Source organism: Echinimonas agarilytica, assembly GCF_023703465.1.
In the GTDB taxonomy this organism is placed as follows: domain Bacteria; phylum Pseudomonadota; class Gammaproteobacteria; order Enterobacterales; family Neiellaceae; genus Echinimonas; species Echinimonas agarilytica.
This window is the reverse complement of sequence record NZ_JAMQGP010000002.1, coordinates 532,670-547,343: the sequence shown is the minus strand read 5'-3', so window position 1 is coordinate 547,343 and position 14,674 is coordinate 532,670. Positions and strand designations below refer to the sequence as shown.

The following is a 14,674-nucleotide window of genomic DNA, read 5'->3' as shown; positions in this document are numbered from 1 at the left end:
CAATGTGAATGACTTTTAGCCAACATTGTTCACGCGTTCACGTAACTCTTTGCCAGGCTTAAAGTGAGGAACATATTTGCCCTCTAGCTCAACTGAATCACCAGTTTTCGGATTACGACCGACTCTCGGAGCACGATAGTGCAAAGAGAAACTGCCAAAACCACGAATCTCGATCCGTTCTCCGGATTCAAGGGTACCGGCCATTTGCTCAATGAGCTCTTTGATTGCCACTTCTACATCTTTCGCTGACAGCTGCAACTGCTTGCTGGCCAAGCGTTCAATCAGTTCAGATTTGGTCATAGTTTACCGTTGCCGTCCTGTTAAAACATTGCCAATTGGTGAGTTGTCACTGCAATAAGGGAGCCGAAACTCCCTCATTAGGCTTAGCCTTTAGCGTTTTTGAACGCTTCAGCCATGGCGTTAGAGAAGCCTGCATCGCTAGAGCTTGAATCGCTGTTGACTTTATCCATAGCCGCTTTCTCTTCTGCTTCATCCTTAGCACGGATAGACAGATTGATTTGGCGGTTTTTACGGTCAACACCCATTAAGCGAGCTTCAACTGCATCACCTTCGTTCAATACCAAAGAAGCATCTTCGATACGGTCACGAGAGATATCAGCTACGCGAACATAACCTTCAACGCTGTCAGCCAATTCAATAGTCGCGCCTTTCGCGTCTACTGCAGCAACAGTACCATTAACAATAGCACCTTTCTTGTTATCGTTCAGGTATTTGTTGAAAGGATCTTCAGCAAGTTGCTTCACGCCCAAGCTGATGCGCTCGCGCTCTGGGTCAACTTGAAGAACGATTGCAGTAACTTCGTCGCCTTTCTTGTATTCACGAACGGCTTCTTCACCCGTTGCGTTCCAAGAAATGTCAGACAAGTGAACCAAACCGTCAATGCCGCCTTCCAAGCCGATAAAGATACCGAAGTCAGTGATAGACTTGATCTTACCAGATACTTGGTCGCCTTTATTACAGTTAACAGCGAACTCATCCCATGGGTTAGCTTTACATTGCTTAAGACCCAATGAAATACGACGACGCTCTTCGTCAATTTCAAGAACCATAACTTCAACACTATCACCCAACTGAACAACTTTCGCAGGGTGGATGTTTTTGTTAGTCCAATCCATTTCAGAAACGTGAACCAAACCTTCAACGCCTTCTTCGATTTCTACGAAGCAACCGTAATCAGTTAAGTTTGTTACACGACCCGTCAAACGAGTGCTCTCTGGGTAACGAGCTGCGATTGCGACCCATGGATCTTCGCCCAATTGCTTAAGACCTAATGATACGCGTGTGCGCTCACGGTCAAACTTGAGGACTTTAACATTGATTTCATCACCAACGTTGACGATTTCGCTTGGGTGCTTAACGCGTTTCCAAGCCATGTCAGTGATATGAAGGAGGCCATCAACGCCACCCAAGTCAACGAATGCGCCGTATTCAGTAAGGTTCTTGACGATACCTTTAACTTCTTGACCTTCTTGAAGATTTTCAAGGAGGCTTTCGCGCTCTTGGCTTGTCTCAGATTCAATAACAGAACGACGTGAAACAACAACGTTGTTACGGCGCTTGTCTAGCTTGATAACTTTGAACTCTAGCTCTTTGCCTTCAAGGTGAGTTGTATCGCGAACTGGGCGAACGTCAACCAATGAACCAGGCAAGAATGCACGGATAGTACCTACATCAACAGTGAAACCGCCTTTAACTTTACCGTTGATAACACCGATAACAGTTTCTGCGCCTTCGTAAGCTTTTTCGAGAACGATCCAAGCTTCGTGACGTTTAGCTTTCTCACGAGAAAGCTGAGTTTCACCGAAACCATCTTCAATCGCGTCAAGTGCAACGTCAACAACGTCGCCCAAGCTAACTTCAATTTCGCCTTCAGCGTTTTTGAATTGCTCTACTGGGATTGCGCTTTCAGATTTAAGACCTGCATCGACAAGTACGACACCGTTTTCAATAGCAACGATTTCGCCTTTTACGATAGAACCAGGACGAGTTTCAATTTCTTGTAAGCTTTGTTCAAAGAGATCAGCAAATGATTCAGTCATGTTTAATTTAACTTTTACAAATAAAAAAGTACCACCTAGCATCCGGCTAGCTGGGGCTGCTTATAAATTACCGCTTGCATCCTTACTTGCGGTACCCATTCGTAGACCTATCGTCTACACAATGTTCGATAAGCGAGATTGTGCGTATTCGACAACCTTCGCTTCAACCTCATCCAAGCTCAACTCAGTGGAATCAAGAACTAAAGCGTCTTCTGCAGGCCGCAATGGCGCTACACTTCGGTTCATATCCCGATCATCACGAGCTTTGATGTCGGCTAAAATTTGCGCGATATTAACACTCTGACCGTGATTTTGCAACTGAGAAACCCTGCGTTGGGCCCGTTCCTCAGCACTTGCTGTCAAGAACACTTTAACAGGGGCGTCAGGGAAAACCACGGTTCCCATGTCTCGGCCGTCGGCAACCAGCCCTGGAGATGTTCTAAAACCACGCTGGCGTCGAAGCAATGCTTCTCTGACCGCTGGAAATGGCGCAACTTTTGACGCTGCAGCACCACACTCTTCGGTGCGAATGCTAGAGCTAACATCTTCGCCTTCGAGCATTACGCTCACAACTTCACTGTCTTCACGGGCTTCAAATGCCACATCAAGATGCGCAGCCAGTGCGGCCAATGCCTCTTCATCGTCCAATGCAATTTCGTGATGAATCGCTGCTAATGCTAATACGCGATAGATGGCACCGCTATCGAGCAATTGCCAACCAAAACGTTTCGCCAATCTTTTAGATAACGTTCCTTTACCAGAGCCACTCGGTCCATCGACCGCAATCATAGGAATTGAATTCTGAGACGGTGCCACGTGCTACTCCTTGAGCAAATACCGAACGAGACGATTGATACCCGTTCATATGGCGGCACATTATAGTGGTTTAAGCTCCCAGCTCAATGTCAGATTGATGAATTTGCGGCGTCTAGGCATTCAGAAGTATTCGCTTTCTGTAAAGGCTTCGCTCCAGTTCTGAGGGGGTAGGATGGATGCAGCGATGGTATTGGCATTCACAACCGCTCTATCAAACAATCCTAAATGTAAAAAAGCAGCCGAAGCTGCTTTTAAAAGTAGATAAATTGATGAGCCGATTAACTGGATAAACCTTTGAATCGGTCAAAATAATCTGGAAATGTTTTAGAGGTACAGCCCGGATCGTTAATGGTGACCGGTGTATCTGACAATGCCACCAGTGAAAAGCACATGGCCATGCGGTGGTCATCATAGGTATCGATGGCCGCATGCTTAAGTGTTTGTGGCGGAGTGATCTGAATATAGTCTTCACCTTCGATCACCTCTGCTCCTACTTTGCGTAACTCGGTCGCCATGGCTGATAGACGATCGGTTTCTTTTACACGCCAATTGTACACGTTGCGAATGACAGTCGTGCCTTGCGCGAATAAAGCCGCAGTAGCAATGGTCATGGCCGCATCTGGAATATGATTGAAGTCCATATCAACGGCTTTAAGGTCGCCACGACGGGAGATAATGTAATCATCACCCCACTCAATTTCAGCCCCCATTTTCTCAATGGCATCGGCAAATTGAATATCGCCTTGAATCGACTTGCGACCAATACCCGTCACTTTGATTTCACCACCTTTAATGGCTGCAGCAGCGAGAAAATAAGAAGCGGATGACGCGTCGCCTTCAACTAACAAATCCCCTGCCCCCTCATAAGACTGGCCGCCTTTGACATGAAACACCTGATAATCGTCATGGCTGACTTCAATCCCAAATTGCGCCATCAGATGTAGTGTAATGTCGATGTATGGCTTGGAGACGAGTTCACCAATGATCTCAATATCAAGATCGGCTTTGGCCAACGGAGCTGCCATCAGCAATGCTGTTAAGAACTGACTTGAGATAGAGCCGTCAATTTTTACATGGCCGCCATTTAAGCCTGTTCCGATAATTTTAACGGGTGGAAATCCTTCATTTTTAAGATACGTCACATCGGCCCCCAGAGCCTTGAGTGCATCTACCAAATGTAAAATTGGGCGTTCCTCCATACGTGGTTCGCCACCGAGAAGAATCTCGCCTGAACCTAAAGTTAAAGCAGCGCACAAAGGGCGCATCGCCGTACCGGCATTGCCTAAAAATAAATCCAATGCTTCAGTCGGTGCGAATGCACCACCATTTCCTTGCACGACACATTTAGTTTTACAGCTCGACAACTCGAACTGAACGCCAAGTTGAGTCAATGCGTTGAGCATATGACGAATGTCATCACTATCAAGCAGGTTGGTCAGACGCGTTTGGCCTTTAGCTAAAGCTGCCAATAGTAACGCTCGGTTAGATACACTTTTAGAGCCCGGTAGATTGACCGTGCCATGAATCGAAGAAATAGGATCTAAGGTAAGAGAGTCCATGAACTGAACGGGCCCCTGTATGGAAAGTGTGACTCGAACAAGCCGAGTACTCGGCTCATCCAACAAAAATTTGGAGCAAGAGCTTATAACAAATACGTTAAATAGTGAATGCTTAGCGCTTGTTATATGACCTGTTGAAATATGCTGCGGACACTTATAAATGCCAACGCAGCTGATTTTAAGCTTCGATGTAGAATTAAGGCAGTTGCAGCACTTTCTTTAACGCATCGATAAATCGCTGGTTTTCACTTTCAAGTCCAATGCTCACCCGTAAGTGGTTTGGCAAGCCATACCCACCAATCGGACGCACAATCACACCTTCTTGAAGGAGTGCATCGTATACCTCGGCACCGTTTGTTTGCACATCAACCGTCACAAAATTTCCGTGAGATGGGATATATTCAAGCCCCATGGCATTAAATGCTTCTGTTAGCTGTTTCATTCCAACGCGATTAATCTCAATGGATGCAGTTAAATAATCTGTGTCGTCCAATACCGCTTCAGCTGCCGCCAACGACAAGCTATTGCAGTTAAATGGTTGGCGCACACGATTGATTAAGCCAGCAATTTCTTCACTGGTCACCGCATACCCTATGCGTAACCCGGCTAAACCATACGCTTTAGAAAAAGTCCGAGATACCACCAAATTAGGGAAGTGACTCAACCATTGAACAGATGGTGCTCGCTCGTCTTTTGCAACATATTCATAGTAGGCTTCATCCAACACAACGATGACATGCTCAGGAACCTGCTCTAAAAAATGTCTCAACGCTTTGCTGGTTAAAAACGTACCCGTCGGGTTATTCGGGTTGGCGATAAATATGAGTTTTGTACGCTCGGTAATAGCATCAGCCATTGCATCCAAATCGTGCCCCCAATTTTTAGCGGAAACCGCTACTGGGGTTGCGCCAATGGCTTGAGTAACAATGGGATACACCACAAATGCGTGCTGTGAAAAAATCACTTCGTGAGAGTCATTCACAAACGTTCGGGCCAGCAATTCCAAAATATCGTTCGACCCATTACCAAGCGTCACTTGCTCCGGTTTCACCATCATTTGCTCGGCCAACGCAGACTTCAGGTAGTATCCATTGGAATCAGGGTAGCGAGACAATTCGTCTAACTCGCCGGCCAGCACCTTTTTAACCTTAGTGCTAACGCCTAACGGGTTTTCATTACTCGCCAGCTTTACAATATTAGTGATACCTAACTCGCGTTCTAATTCAGAAGTGGGTTTACCTGCTTGATAAGGGTGTAAACCTTGAACGCCTTTGTTGGCTAGCGCTTTATAATCACAACTCATAACCGCTCCAAACTCAATTTAATGTCAATTAACCGCGTGTACGTTCAAATTCATTCATAAATTCAATCAGTGTTTTCACACCAGAAAGTGGCATTGCATTGTAAATGCTTGCGCGCATTCCACCGACGATACGGTGGCCTTTTAACGCACGTAACCCCTGTTTTTCGGCTTCACTTAAAAACAATGCGTCAAGGCTTGAATCGCCCAGCTGAAACGGCACATTCATCCAACTTCTGCTGTCTTGAGCCACTTGGCTATTAAAAAAATCACTATTATCAATACACTGATACAAACATTCTGCTTTATGTTGATTGATTTTTTCAACGGCCGATAAACCACCCTGTTCGAGTAACCATTCAAACACTAATCCAGCTAAATACCATGAATAGGTAGGCGGCGTGTTGTACATGGAGTCGAACTCATCGGTCAGACTGTAATTCAAAATTGCAGGCGTATCTTTGCGCGCTTGTCCCAGCAAATCTTCACGAACAATGGCAACAGCTAACCCTGATGGGCCAATGTTCTTTTGCGCTCCGGCGTAAATAATGCCGAAATCATCAACTTGAATGGGACGCGATAAAATAGTCGATGACATATCCGCAATGACTGGCGCATTGTTGCTCGCCTTCGGAACAAAGTTAAACTCGAGCCCTTCGATGGTTTCGTTCGGGCAGTAATGCAAATAACGCGCAGAGCTGGCCACTTCAACAACCTTGTCCTGAGGCACATGCCAAAGTCCTGATTGGTCTTGATAGCTTGACGCAACTACATCTGCACCAATAAAACGATTGGCTTCTTCAACTGCTTTTTTAGACCACACACCTGTATCTACGAATGCGGCTCGGTCGCCTTGAGTCGTCAAATTTTGCGGAACTGCCGCAAATTGACCTCGGCCACCGCCATGCATGAATAGAACTTTATATGAGTCTGAAATATTTAGGAGAGAGCGGAGATCGCGTTCAGCTTTGTCAGCCAATGCAATAAATTCTTTTCCGCGGTGCGAAACTTCCATAACGGAAGTGCCTAAGCCCTGCCAATCTAGCATTTCTTTTTGGGCTTTTTCTAAAACAGGGGCCGGCAACATGGCCGGCCCTGCACAAAAGTTATAAACCTCAGACACGAAGTTTTTTACTCCTCAGTGGTGTCCTCTGCTGCATCAGATTCATCTGTTGAAACAGACTCACCTTCCGCGACTACAGAGTCGTCACCTTCTAACAATTCATTTTCGTCTTCTTCGACTTCTTCAATTCGCTGAAGACCAACAACCAACTCATCTTTCGCCGTTTTAATCAAAGTCACACCCTGAGTATTACGGCCAACTTGAGAAACACCATCAACCTTAGTACGAACGAGCGTACCGCCATTGGTGATCATCATAATTTGGTCTGTTTCATCGACTTGAACTGCACCAACGACCTTGCCGTTCCGCTCACTCACCTTGATGGATACGACGCCTTGAGTCGCACGACTCTTCGCTGGGTATTCCTCAATGCCGGTCCGTTTGCCGTAGCCGTTTTCAGTCACTGTTAAGATGGGTCCATCACTGTGCGGAACAATCAACGAAACAACCTGCTGCCCAGGTTGCAACTTAATGCCGCGGACACCTGTAGCGGTTCGGCCCATTGGGCGTAGCGCTAGCATTTGTTCACCCGTTTCAGGGTCAATTTTGATTTCACCCGTTTCAGAATCACGGAGTTTTTCGTTAAAACGAACAACTTTACCCTCATCTGAGAACAACATGATGTCGTCTTCACCGGTTGTGAGTGATACACCAATGAGGTGATCACCTTCAACCAAGTTAATGGCACGGATACCTGAACTTAATGGACGAGAGTACGCACTCAAAGGCGTTTTCTTCACCGTACCGGCTGCTGTTGCGAACAACACAAACTGATCATCAGTAAACTCTTTCACCGGAAGAATCGCTGTAATACGTTCTTCATCATTAAGCGGCAAGATATTCACAATTGGCTTGCCCCGCGCTTGGCGACTCGCAAGTGGCAATTGGAAAACTTTGAGCCAGTACACTTTACCTATGCTTGAGAAGCACAAGATTTGATCATGCGTACTTGCCACTAGCAATCGCTCAATGAAGTCTTCATTCTTCATCTTGGTTGCAGCTTTACCTTTACCGCCGCGACGCTGAGCTTCGTAATCAGCTAAAGGCTGATATTTTACATAGCCCTCGTGAGACAAGGTTACAACCACGTCTTCTTCGGCAATTAAGTCTTCAATGCTGATATCATGGCTTGCTGCTGTGATTTCAGTACGGCGTTCATCACCATATTGTTCACGAATAGCTTCAAGCTCTTCAACAATCACTTCCATTAAACGTTCAGGGCTTGCCAGAATATGTAACAATTCAGCGATCAGCTCGAGTAACTCTTTGTATTCATCAAGAATTTTTTCGTGCTCAAGACCTGTTAATTTATGTAAGCGTAAATCTAGAATGGCTTGTGCTTGTGCTTCGGTGAGGTAGTAATCACCATCATCACGAATACCAAACGATGCTTCCAACCACTCAGGGCGAGCCGCGTCTTGACCGGCGCTTTGCAGCATGGCTGCAACGTTGCCTAAGTTCCAGCCGCGAGCAACAAGCTGTAATTTAGCTTCTGCTGGGGTTGGAGAGTGGCGGATCAGTTCTATAATTGGGTCGATATTCGCAAGTGCTATGGCCAAACCTTCAAGGATATGGGCACGCTCACGCGCTTTACGCAATTCAAACACGGTGCGGCGTGTGACAACTTCACGACGATGCTGAACAAAGGCTTCCAAGACTTGCTTTAAGTTGAACAAACGAGGCTGGTTTTTATCCAACGCAACCATGTTGATACCGAAAACAGTTTGCATCTGTGTTTGTGCGTATAAGTTGTTCAAAACAACCTCGCCCACTTCACCACGACGCAATTCAATCACCATACGCATGCCGTCTTTATCAGACTCATCACGCAGGCCACTGATACCTTCTATCTTTTTATCTTTAACCAACTCTGCCATTTTTTCGATCAAGCGTGCTTTGTTCACTTGATAAGGCAACTCGGTCACAATAATGGTTTCACGTCCGTTGCTATCGGCTTCAATTTCAGCGCGAGCTCGAACATAAATTTTACCGCGGCCAGTATTGTAAGCATCAACAATACCTTTTCGGCCACTAATAATACCCGAGGTAGGAAAGTCTGGGCCGGGAATGAATTCCATCAATTCTTGGATTGTGATGTCTTCATTCTTGATTAATTCTAAGCAGCCATTAATCACTTCTGTGAGGTTGTGAGGCGGACAGTTAGTCGCCATACCCACCGCAATACCACTTGAACCGTTCACCAGCAAATTAGGAACACGCGTTGGCATGACCTCAGGAATATGCTCTGTGCCATCGTAGTTAGGCACATAGTTCACGGTTTCTTTGTCGAGGTCCGACAATAGCTCGTGAGCAATTCGCGACATACGCACTTCGGTATAACGCATTGCTGCGGCAGAATCACCATCAACAGAACCAAAGTTACCTTGGCCATCCACCAGCATATAACGCAGGGAGAATGGCTGAGCCATACGAACAATGGTGTCATACACGGCTGAATCACCATGTGGGTGATATTTACCAATAACATCACCAACAACACGCGCAGACTTCTTAAAAGGCTTATTCCAATCATTGCTCAGCTCATTCATCGCAAACAGCACGCGACGGTGAACAGGCTTAAGGCCATCTCGAACGTCCGGTAAGGCACGTCCAACGATGACACTCATTGCATAATCAAGGTAAGAACTCTTGAGTTCGTCTTCAATATTGACGGGGCTGATCTCTTTCGCCAGATCACTCATATACGTTATTTTCCAATACTAAATCGAAGCTATAGACAGATAAACAAGTCGGACAGCATAACACACGATTTTGACTTCGTCTTGAGCAGAAAAAGGAATCGTTTAAAGCGCGTTAACCGTCACACTTAATGTGCATTTCACATCCAGAAACAGACTAATTTTTAATCATTTATTGCGTAGATAAACCTGCGTTGGCGTGCTTGCCACTATTTGGTTCAAAAAAGCGACAAAAAGTCTGGCCTATTGCTCTTGTTTCACCGCCTTGGCAAGTGTTAATTACGGCCGGTCACATGTTATGCTGGAGAAGTCACTAATGACGCTTCACAGCATTTATATTGAAATCAATGAAACACGCATTCCTTATGCCCTTAAAACGAGCAATAGACATCGTTATGGGTGGGTATGACATTTGAATCCAAATGATGACTGATTTAAGAGGCGGCACCAAACTACCAAGGAATACCCATGTTCAAGTCTCTGCTGGCTAAAGCCACAGGCGCGTTGCTCATAACGCTTACCATCACTCCCGCAGTTTTTGCGGCGCCGGAAGAAGCTCCGGCAGAAGAATCCGTTACACCCTTTAGCGGTTCCACCCATCAGCTCAATTTCTCGACGAACGAAGGGACTTGGTTAAATTTAGATATTAGCCCAGACGGCGAGCAAATCGTATTCGACCTACTGGGCGATTTGTTCCTGTTGCCTATTGATGGCGGCAAAGCCGTACGTTTGACCACATCAACCGCTTTGGAAGTGCAGCCCAAGTTTTCCCCAGACGGAAAAACGCTGACTTATATCAGCGACCGCGACGGTGCTCACAACGTTTGGTTAATGAATATTGAGACCGGCGAAGAAACCCCATTAACCACCGAAGATTTTAGGTTGCTGACCAACCCTACTTGGACGCCAGATGGCAAGTCGGTGATTGCTCGTAAACATTTCACAGGTACCCGTTCGCTCGGTACCGGAGAAATGTGGCTGTACCGTACAGACGGAGGCAAAGGCATTCAACTCACAAAACAACCCAATGAACAGCAAGATGTCAATGAGCCCTCGGTCTCCCCTGATGGGCGCTATTTATTCTATTCTCAGGACACCACTGCTGGGCCTTACTTTCAGTACAATAAAGACCCGCATAAAGGCATTTACAGCATTAAGCGCAAAGATTTAAAAACGGGTGAAACGATTACCTTGATTTCAGGCGCAGGCGGAGCTGCTCGTCCAACGGTATCTCCTGATGGCCGATACATCGCATTCGTCAAACGAGTCGATATGGAAACCGTATTGTATTTATACGATCGCCAAAGCGGAGAGCAAAAAGCGCTCTACAGCAAGCTCAATCACGATCAGCAAGAGGCCTGGGCAATTTTTGGTGTGTATGCCAATTTTGCATGGACTCCAGACAGCGAATCATTGGTGTTTTGGGCTGACGGAAAAATTCAACACATTGATATTGATAGTCAACGTGTTGCTGATATCGCATTTGAAGCTGATGTGGACATGACACTCACTCATGCCGTAAAAGCAAAACCGGTGATCGACTCTGACAACTTTGATGTCAAAATGATCCGTGACATTACCACCTCCCCCAACGGCTCTTATCGCGTTTTCCATGCATTGGGCAAACTGTACATTCAGTCAACCAAGGGTGGAAAAGTAAAGCGCCTCACCAATTTAGATGGCTTTCAATACGCACCTTCATTCAGCCCCGACGGTAAAAAAATCACTTTTACCAGTTGGAGCGATGATGATTATGGCCATGTGTACGTCGCGACATTTAAAGGCCGACGCGGTATATCAAAACCAGCTCGCCTGACTGAAAAGCCGGGTCACTACCTCAACCCTAAATTTTCTGCAAATAGCCGAAAAGTCGTATACCAACGTGCAGGGGGTAATAATCTTCGCGGTTACTTCCACGGCACAGAGCCGGGAATTTATTGGCAAAATGTAGGTGATCGCACCGCTCACTTTGTCACGCGCCAAGGTCGCCAACCGCTGTTTTCACCCGACGGTGAACGCGTGTGGGTGATGCAAGGCCACAACAAAGATAAAAAGTTAGTCAGCTACGCGATAACGGGCGGAGATGCCCAAGATGCATTTAGTTTAGGTTCGACTCAATTTGTAGCGCTTAGCTTAGATGGGCAATACATGGCCATTCAAGATGGCTTCAAAGTTTACTTGGTACCCTACGTTCAAACAGGCACTGAACTCGACTTAAATGCAAAAATTGAATCAATTGCAGTCACAGCAATGGACAACGCTGCAGGCAACTACCTGCACTTTTCCAACAAGGCACTGCATTGGGGGCTCGGAAATACGATTTATAGCTATAACCTAGAAAACCATGAAACATCTGAAAGTGTTGTTGAATTTACAACCAAACAAGATAAACCAGAGGGCTCCGTTGCCTATACCAACGCTCGCATCATCACCATGCAAGGTGACAATGTAATCGAGCAAGGCACTATTATCACCGACGGCAACCGTATCGTCAGTGTAGGCGCAAGTGAAGGTATAGAAATTCCATCGGATGCCATTGTATTCGACTTAAACGGTAAAACAATTGTGCCCGGTTTTGTCGACACTCACGCCCATGTTAATCACTTTAAAAGTTCTCCGCTAGCCGAGACAAATCCGGCTTACTACGCCAACTTAGCGTTTGGCGTGACCACCACTCACGATCCTTCAGCAAATACTGAAACAGTATTCAGCCAAGCTGAATTGGTAAAAGCCGGCTTGATGGTTGGGCCACGTATATTTTCAACCGGTGGCATTATCTATGGTGCAGGTGGCGACTACAAAGTAGAAATTAATAGCCTTGATGACGCGCTACTGCACCTCAAACGATTACAAGCTCAAGGTGCCTTTTCTATTAAGAGCTATAACCAACCCCGTCGCGATCAACGCCAGCAAATTATTGAAGCGGCAAGGCAGTTGGGTATTGCGGTATACCCCGAAGGTGGATCGACTTTCTATAACAACCTCACACAGATCATCGACGGTTCAACGGGCGTCGAGCACAACCTTCCGATCGCACCGCTATATAACGATGTGCAACAACTTTGGGCAGCTGCAAATGATGTGGGTTACACCCCAACTCTGGTAGTGAACTATGGGGGTATTAATGGCGAATTCTATTGGTACCAACACGACAATGTTTGGGAACATCCATTGCTGTCGAAGTACACCTCTGGAGCGGAATTACGCGCCCGTTCAATGCGCCGCCTTAAATTGCCCGAAACTGACTTTTACTATCAAGAAGTAGCCGCCGCTGCGAAGCAATTGAGCGACCTCGGCGTAAAAGTCAATATTGGCTCTCATGGGCAGTTGCAAGGCATGGCTTATCACTGGGAAATGTGGATGCTATCGCAAGGTGGCTTCACACCCATGGAGATGTTACGTGCAGCTACCCTCAATGGCGCAGAATACCTAGGCATGGGTGATGAGTTAGGTTCAATCGAATCTGGCAAGCTCGCAGACTTGGTCATTTTATCTAAAAACCCGCTTGAGGATGTACGCTACACAGATTCAGTCGAAATGGTGGTGATTAATGGTCGCATCTACGAGACCAAGACCATGAATGAGGTGGGCCACAGAGATCGTGTGCGAGGCCACTTTTACTTTGAACATGAAGGCAGCGACATGTCACCTTCGGGCATGACCTGGGGCATTAGCAAGCTACACACGCACATGCCAACATGTCCTGCGCACGAGGCACATTAACCGTTACATTGCACCCATAAAAAACGCCGTATATTCGGCGTTTTTTATGCGGCTTTGGATTAAGGCTCTTGCCACCAATTATCATGCGGTAATAGCTCAATCACAAATCGAGCACCTTCTAACTCAGACTCTTCAACCCTCACTGTGCCATCATAACTTTCAATAATATCGGCACACACTGCAAGTCCGATCCCCTGTCCACTTGGCTTTTCATCTAAGCGAACACCACGTTGAAAAATATCAACTCGGCGGTCTTGTTCAATACCAGGCCCATCATCTTCAACAGAAATGAGTACACCGCCATTTTCCAAAGGCTCTTGCGACACAATAACTTTGGATATTGCATAACGAAACGCGTTATCCAACAAGTTACCTATCACTTCCATCAAGTCGTCTTTAGCCATGGGGACTGCGTCGCTCTTAGAAATTCGGGCTTCAAAGCTAATTTGTTTTTCTGCGTAGATTTTTTGCAACAGAACTTGCAAATTTTCAACCACTTCATCGAGTGGTGTGGCTTGTTTACTCAGTACCGCTTGCCCCACTAAACCGCGGCGAAGCTGATACTGCACCATGGCATCCATTTGGCTTAAATTCGACAGGACTTCTTTTTTCATTTGCACTGGCATAGTGGCTTCTTGGCAGATCACATTCATTGCCGCCAAACGCGTTTTCAGACTATGCGCTAAATCATTTAGGCTGTGTTTGTAGCGCTGGGAGCGATGCGTGTTCTCGCTCACCATAGCGTTGAGCGCAGACACCACAGGTTGCAGTTCCCAAGGATAGGATTCGGTGAGCTTTTGTTTCTCTTGCTCATCCAGTTGATGTAATTCAGATTCTAGTGTTTTAAGCGGTCTCATTGCCCATCTGAATGTGGCAAATAACAAGAAACCAGCGCCAAATAAAAATAAGATAATCACAATCAGTGAGCGTTCAACAGCGGCACTTTGCCAATTTTCAAACTGGGCACCGTCACGTAATGCGATGAAATCTCCTTTGACGCCATTAAATGTTCCCGGCAACACATAAGCAAAAAAGAGCTTACCGTTGTCCAAATCAACCGGCAGAGCTAAACGACCGGGATCGCCATTCTCCCGCACTTTCTCACACAGCCCCTCAAGCTCATAGGGTCGTGCTTGTACAGATTTCCAAATAACTTTACCTTGCTCATCACACAACGCCCCCATGTAGCCTTCGAGTGGCATCACGTTGCGTAATTGGTCTTCAAAGCTCACGCCCTGCCCAACCATGGTTTCAATCACCATCGGCAAGCGTTCAAGCAAATCACTCCCATACTCTAAAACATAGCTTTGTGTTTTATCTCGATAAGACACGTGCGCCAACGTCAGCGTCACTGCCGCGATAATTACCATCGACACCAAGAAGGTGCGTAGCCA

The 14,674-nt window shown here is 46.3% G+C and carries 9 protein-coding genes; 1 reads left to right on the top strand and 8 read right to left on the bottom strand.

All coding sequences use genetic code 11. The annotated features are described in order from the left end of the window. Positions 1-15: 15 nt before the first annotated feature. The 7 genes from ihfB to gyrA form a co-directional block, all read right to left on the bottom strand. Positions 16-300, bottom strand: a complete 285-nt coding sequence (gene ihfB, locus NAF29_RS06670; protein ID WP_251260699.1) for an integration host factor subunit beta — start codon at positions 298-300, stop codon at positions 16-18. An 83-nt stretch (positions 301-383) separates the two neighbouring features. Then, positions 384-2,060, bottom strand: coding sequence for a 30S ribosomal protein S1 (rpsA, locus tag NAF29_RS06665; RefSeq protein ID WP_251260698.1), 1,677 nt, complete (start codon positions 2,058-2,060; stop codon positions 384-386). 114 nt (positions 2,061-2,174) lie between these two features. Then, complete coding sequence (gene cmk, locus NAF29_RS06660; RefSeq protein WP_251260921.1) at positions 2,175-2,849, bottom strand: (d)CMP kinase; 675 nt, start codon at positions 2,847-2,849, stop codon at positions 2,175-2,177. Between the two features lie 305 nt (positions 2,850-3,154). Further along, positions 3,155-4,435: a 3-phosphoshikimate 1-carboxyvinyltransferase gene (aroA, locus tag NAF29_RS06655; protein ID WP_251260697.1), complete on the bottom strand. Its 1,281-nt coding sequence runs from the start codon at positions 4,433-4,435 to the stop codon at positions 3,155-3,157. A 196-nt stretch (positions 4,436-4,631) separates the two neighbouring features. After that, entirely contained in the window at positions 4,632-5,738 is a 1,107-nt protein-coding gene (gene hisC / locus NAF29_RS06650; protein WP_251260696.1) for a histidinol-phosphate transaminase, read from the bottom strand. 28 nt (positions 5,739-5,766) lie between these two features. Beyond that, complete coding sequence (serC, locus tag NAF29_RS06645; RefSeq protein ID WP_349665555.1) at positions 5,767-6,858, bottom strand: 3-phosphoserine/phosphohydroxythreonine transaminase; 1,092 nt, start codon at positions 6,856-6,858, stop codon at positions 5,767-5,769. An 8-nt stretch (positions 6,859-6,866) separates the two neighbouring features. Continuing rightward, positions 6,867-9,560 carry a DNA topoisomerase (ATP-hydrolyzing) subunit A gene (gyrA, locus tag NAF29_RS06640; protein WP_251260695.1) on the bottom strand — a complete coding sequence of 898 codons (2,694 nt, stop codon included), beginning with the start codon at positions 9,558-9,560 and terminating at the stop codon, positions 6,867-6,869. A gap of 465 nt (positions 9,561-10,025) precedes the next feature. Between gyrA and NAF29_RS06635 the strand changes: the two genes are divergently transcribed. Further along, positions 10,026-13,280 carry an amidohydrolase family protein gene (locus tag NAF29_RS06635; protein ID WP_251260694.1) on the top strand — a complete coding sequence of 1,085 codons (3,255 nt, stop codon included), beginning with the start codon at positions 10,026-10,028 and terminating at the stop codon, positions 13,278-13,280. Positions 13,281-13,339: 59 nt separating this feature from the next. Here the strand turns inward: NAF29_RS06635 and NAF29_RS06630 are convergent, their stop codons facing one another. Beyond that, a complete protein-coding gene (locus NAF29_RS06630) occupies positions 13,340-14,650 on the bottom strand; it encodes an ATP-binding protein (RefSeq protein ID WP_251260693.1) in 1,311 nt (436 codons plus the stop codon). Positions 14,651-14,674 lie beyond the last annotated feature (24 nt).

What these genes read in the sequence shown, in the direction of transcription:
- ihfB (WP_251260699.1), bottom strand. Translation starts at nt 300, where the DNA reads ATGACCAAATCTGAACTGATTGAACGCTTGGCCAGCAAGCAGTTGCAG.
- rpsA (WP_251260698.1), bottom strand. Translation starts at nt 2,060, where the DNA reads ATGACTGAATCATTTGCTGATCTCTTTGAACAAAGCTTACAAGAAATT.
- cmk (WP_251260921.1), bottom strand. Translation starts at nt 2,849, where the DNA reads ATGATTGCGGTCGATGGACCGAGTGGCTCTGGTAAAGGAACGTTATCT.
- aroA (WP_251260697.1), bottom strand. Translation starts at nt 4,435, where the DNA reads ATGGACTCTCTTACCTTAGATCCTATTTCTTCGATTCATGGCACGGTC.
- hisC (WP_251260696.1), bottom strand. Translation starts at nt 5,738, where the DNA reads ATGAGTTGTGATTATAAAGCGCTAGCCAACAAAGGCGTTCAAGGTTTA.
- gyrA (WP_251260695.1), bottom strand. Translation starts at nt 9,560, where the DNA reads ATGAGTGATCTGGCGAAAGAGATCAGCCCCGTCAATATTGAAGACGAA.
- NAF29_RS06635 (WP_251260694.1), top strand. Translation starts at nt 10,026, where the DNA reads ATGTTCAAGTCTCTGCTGGCTAAAGCCACAGGCGCGTTGCTCATAACG.
- NAF29_RS06630 (WP_251260693.1), bottom strand. Translation starts at nt 14,650, where the DNA reads ATGGTAATTATCGCGGCAGTGACGCTGACGTTGGCGCACGTGTCTTAT.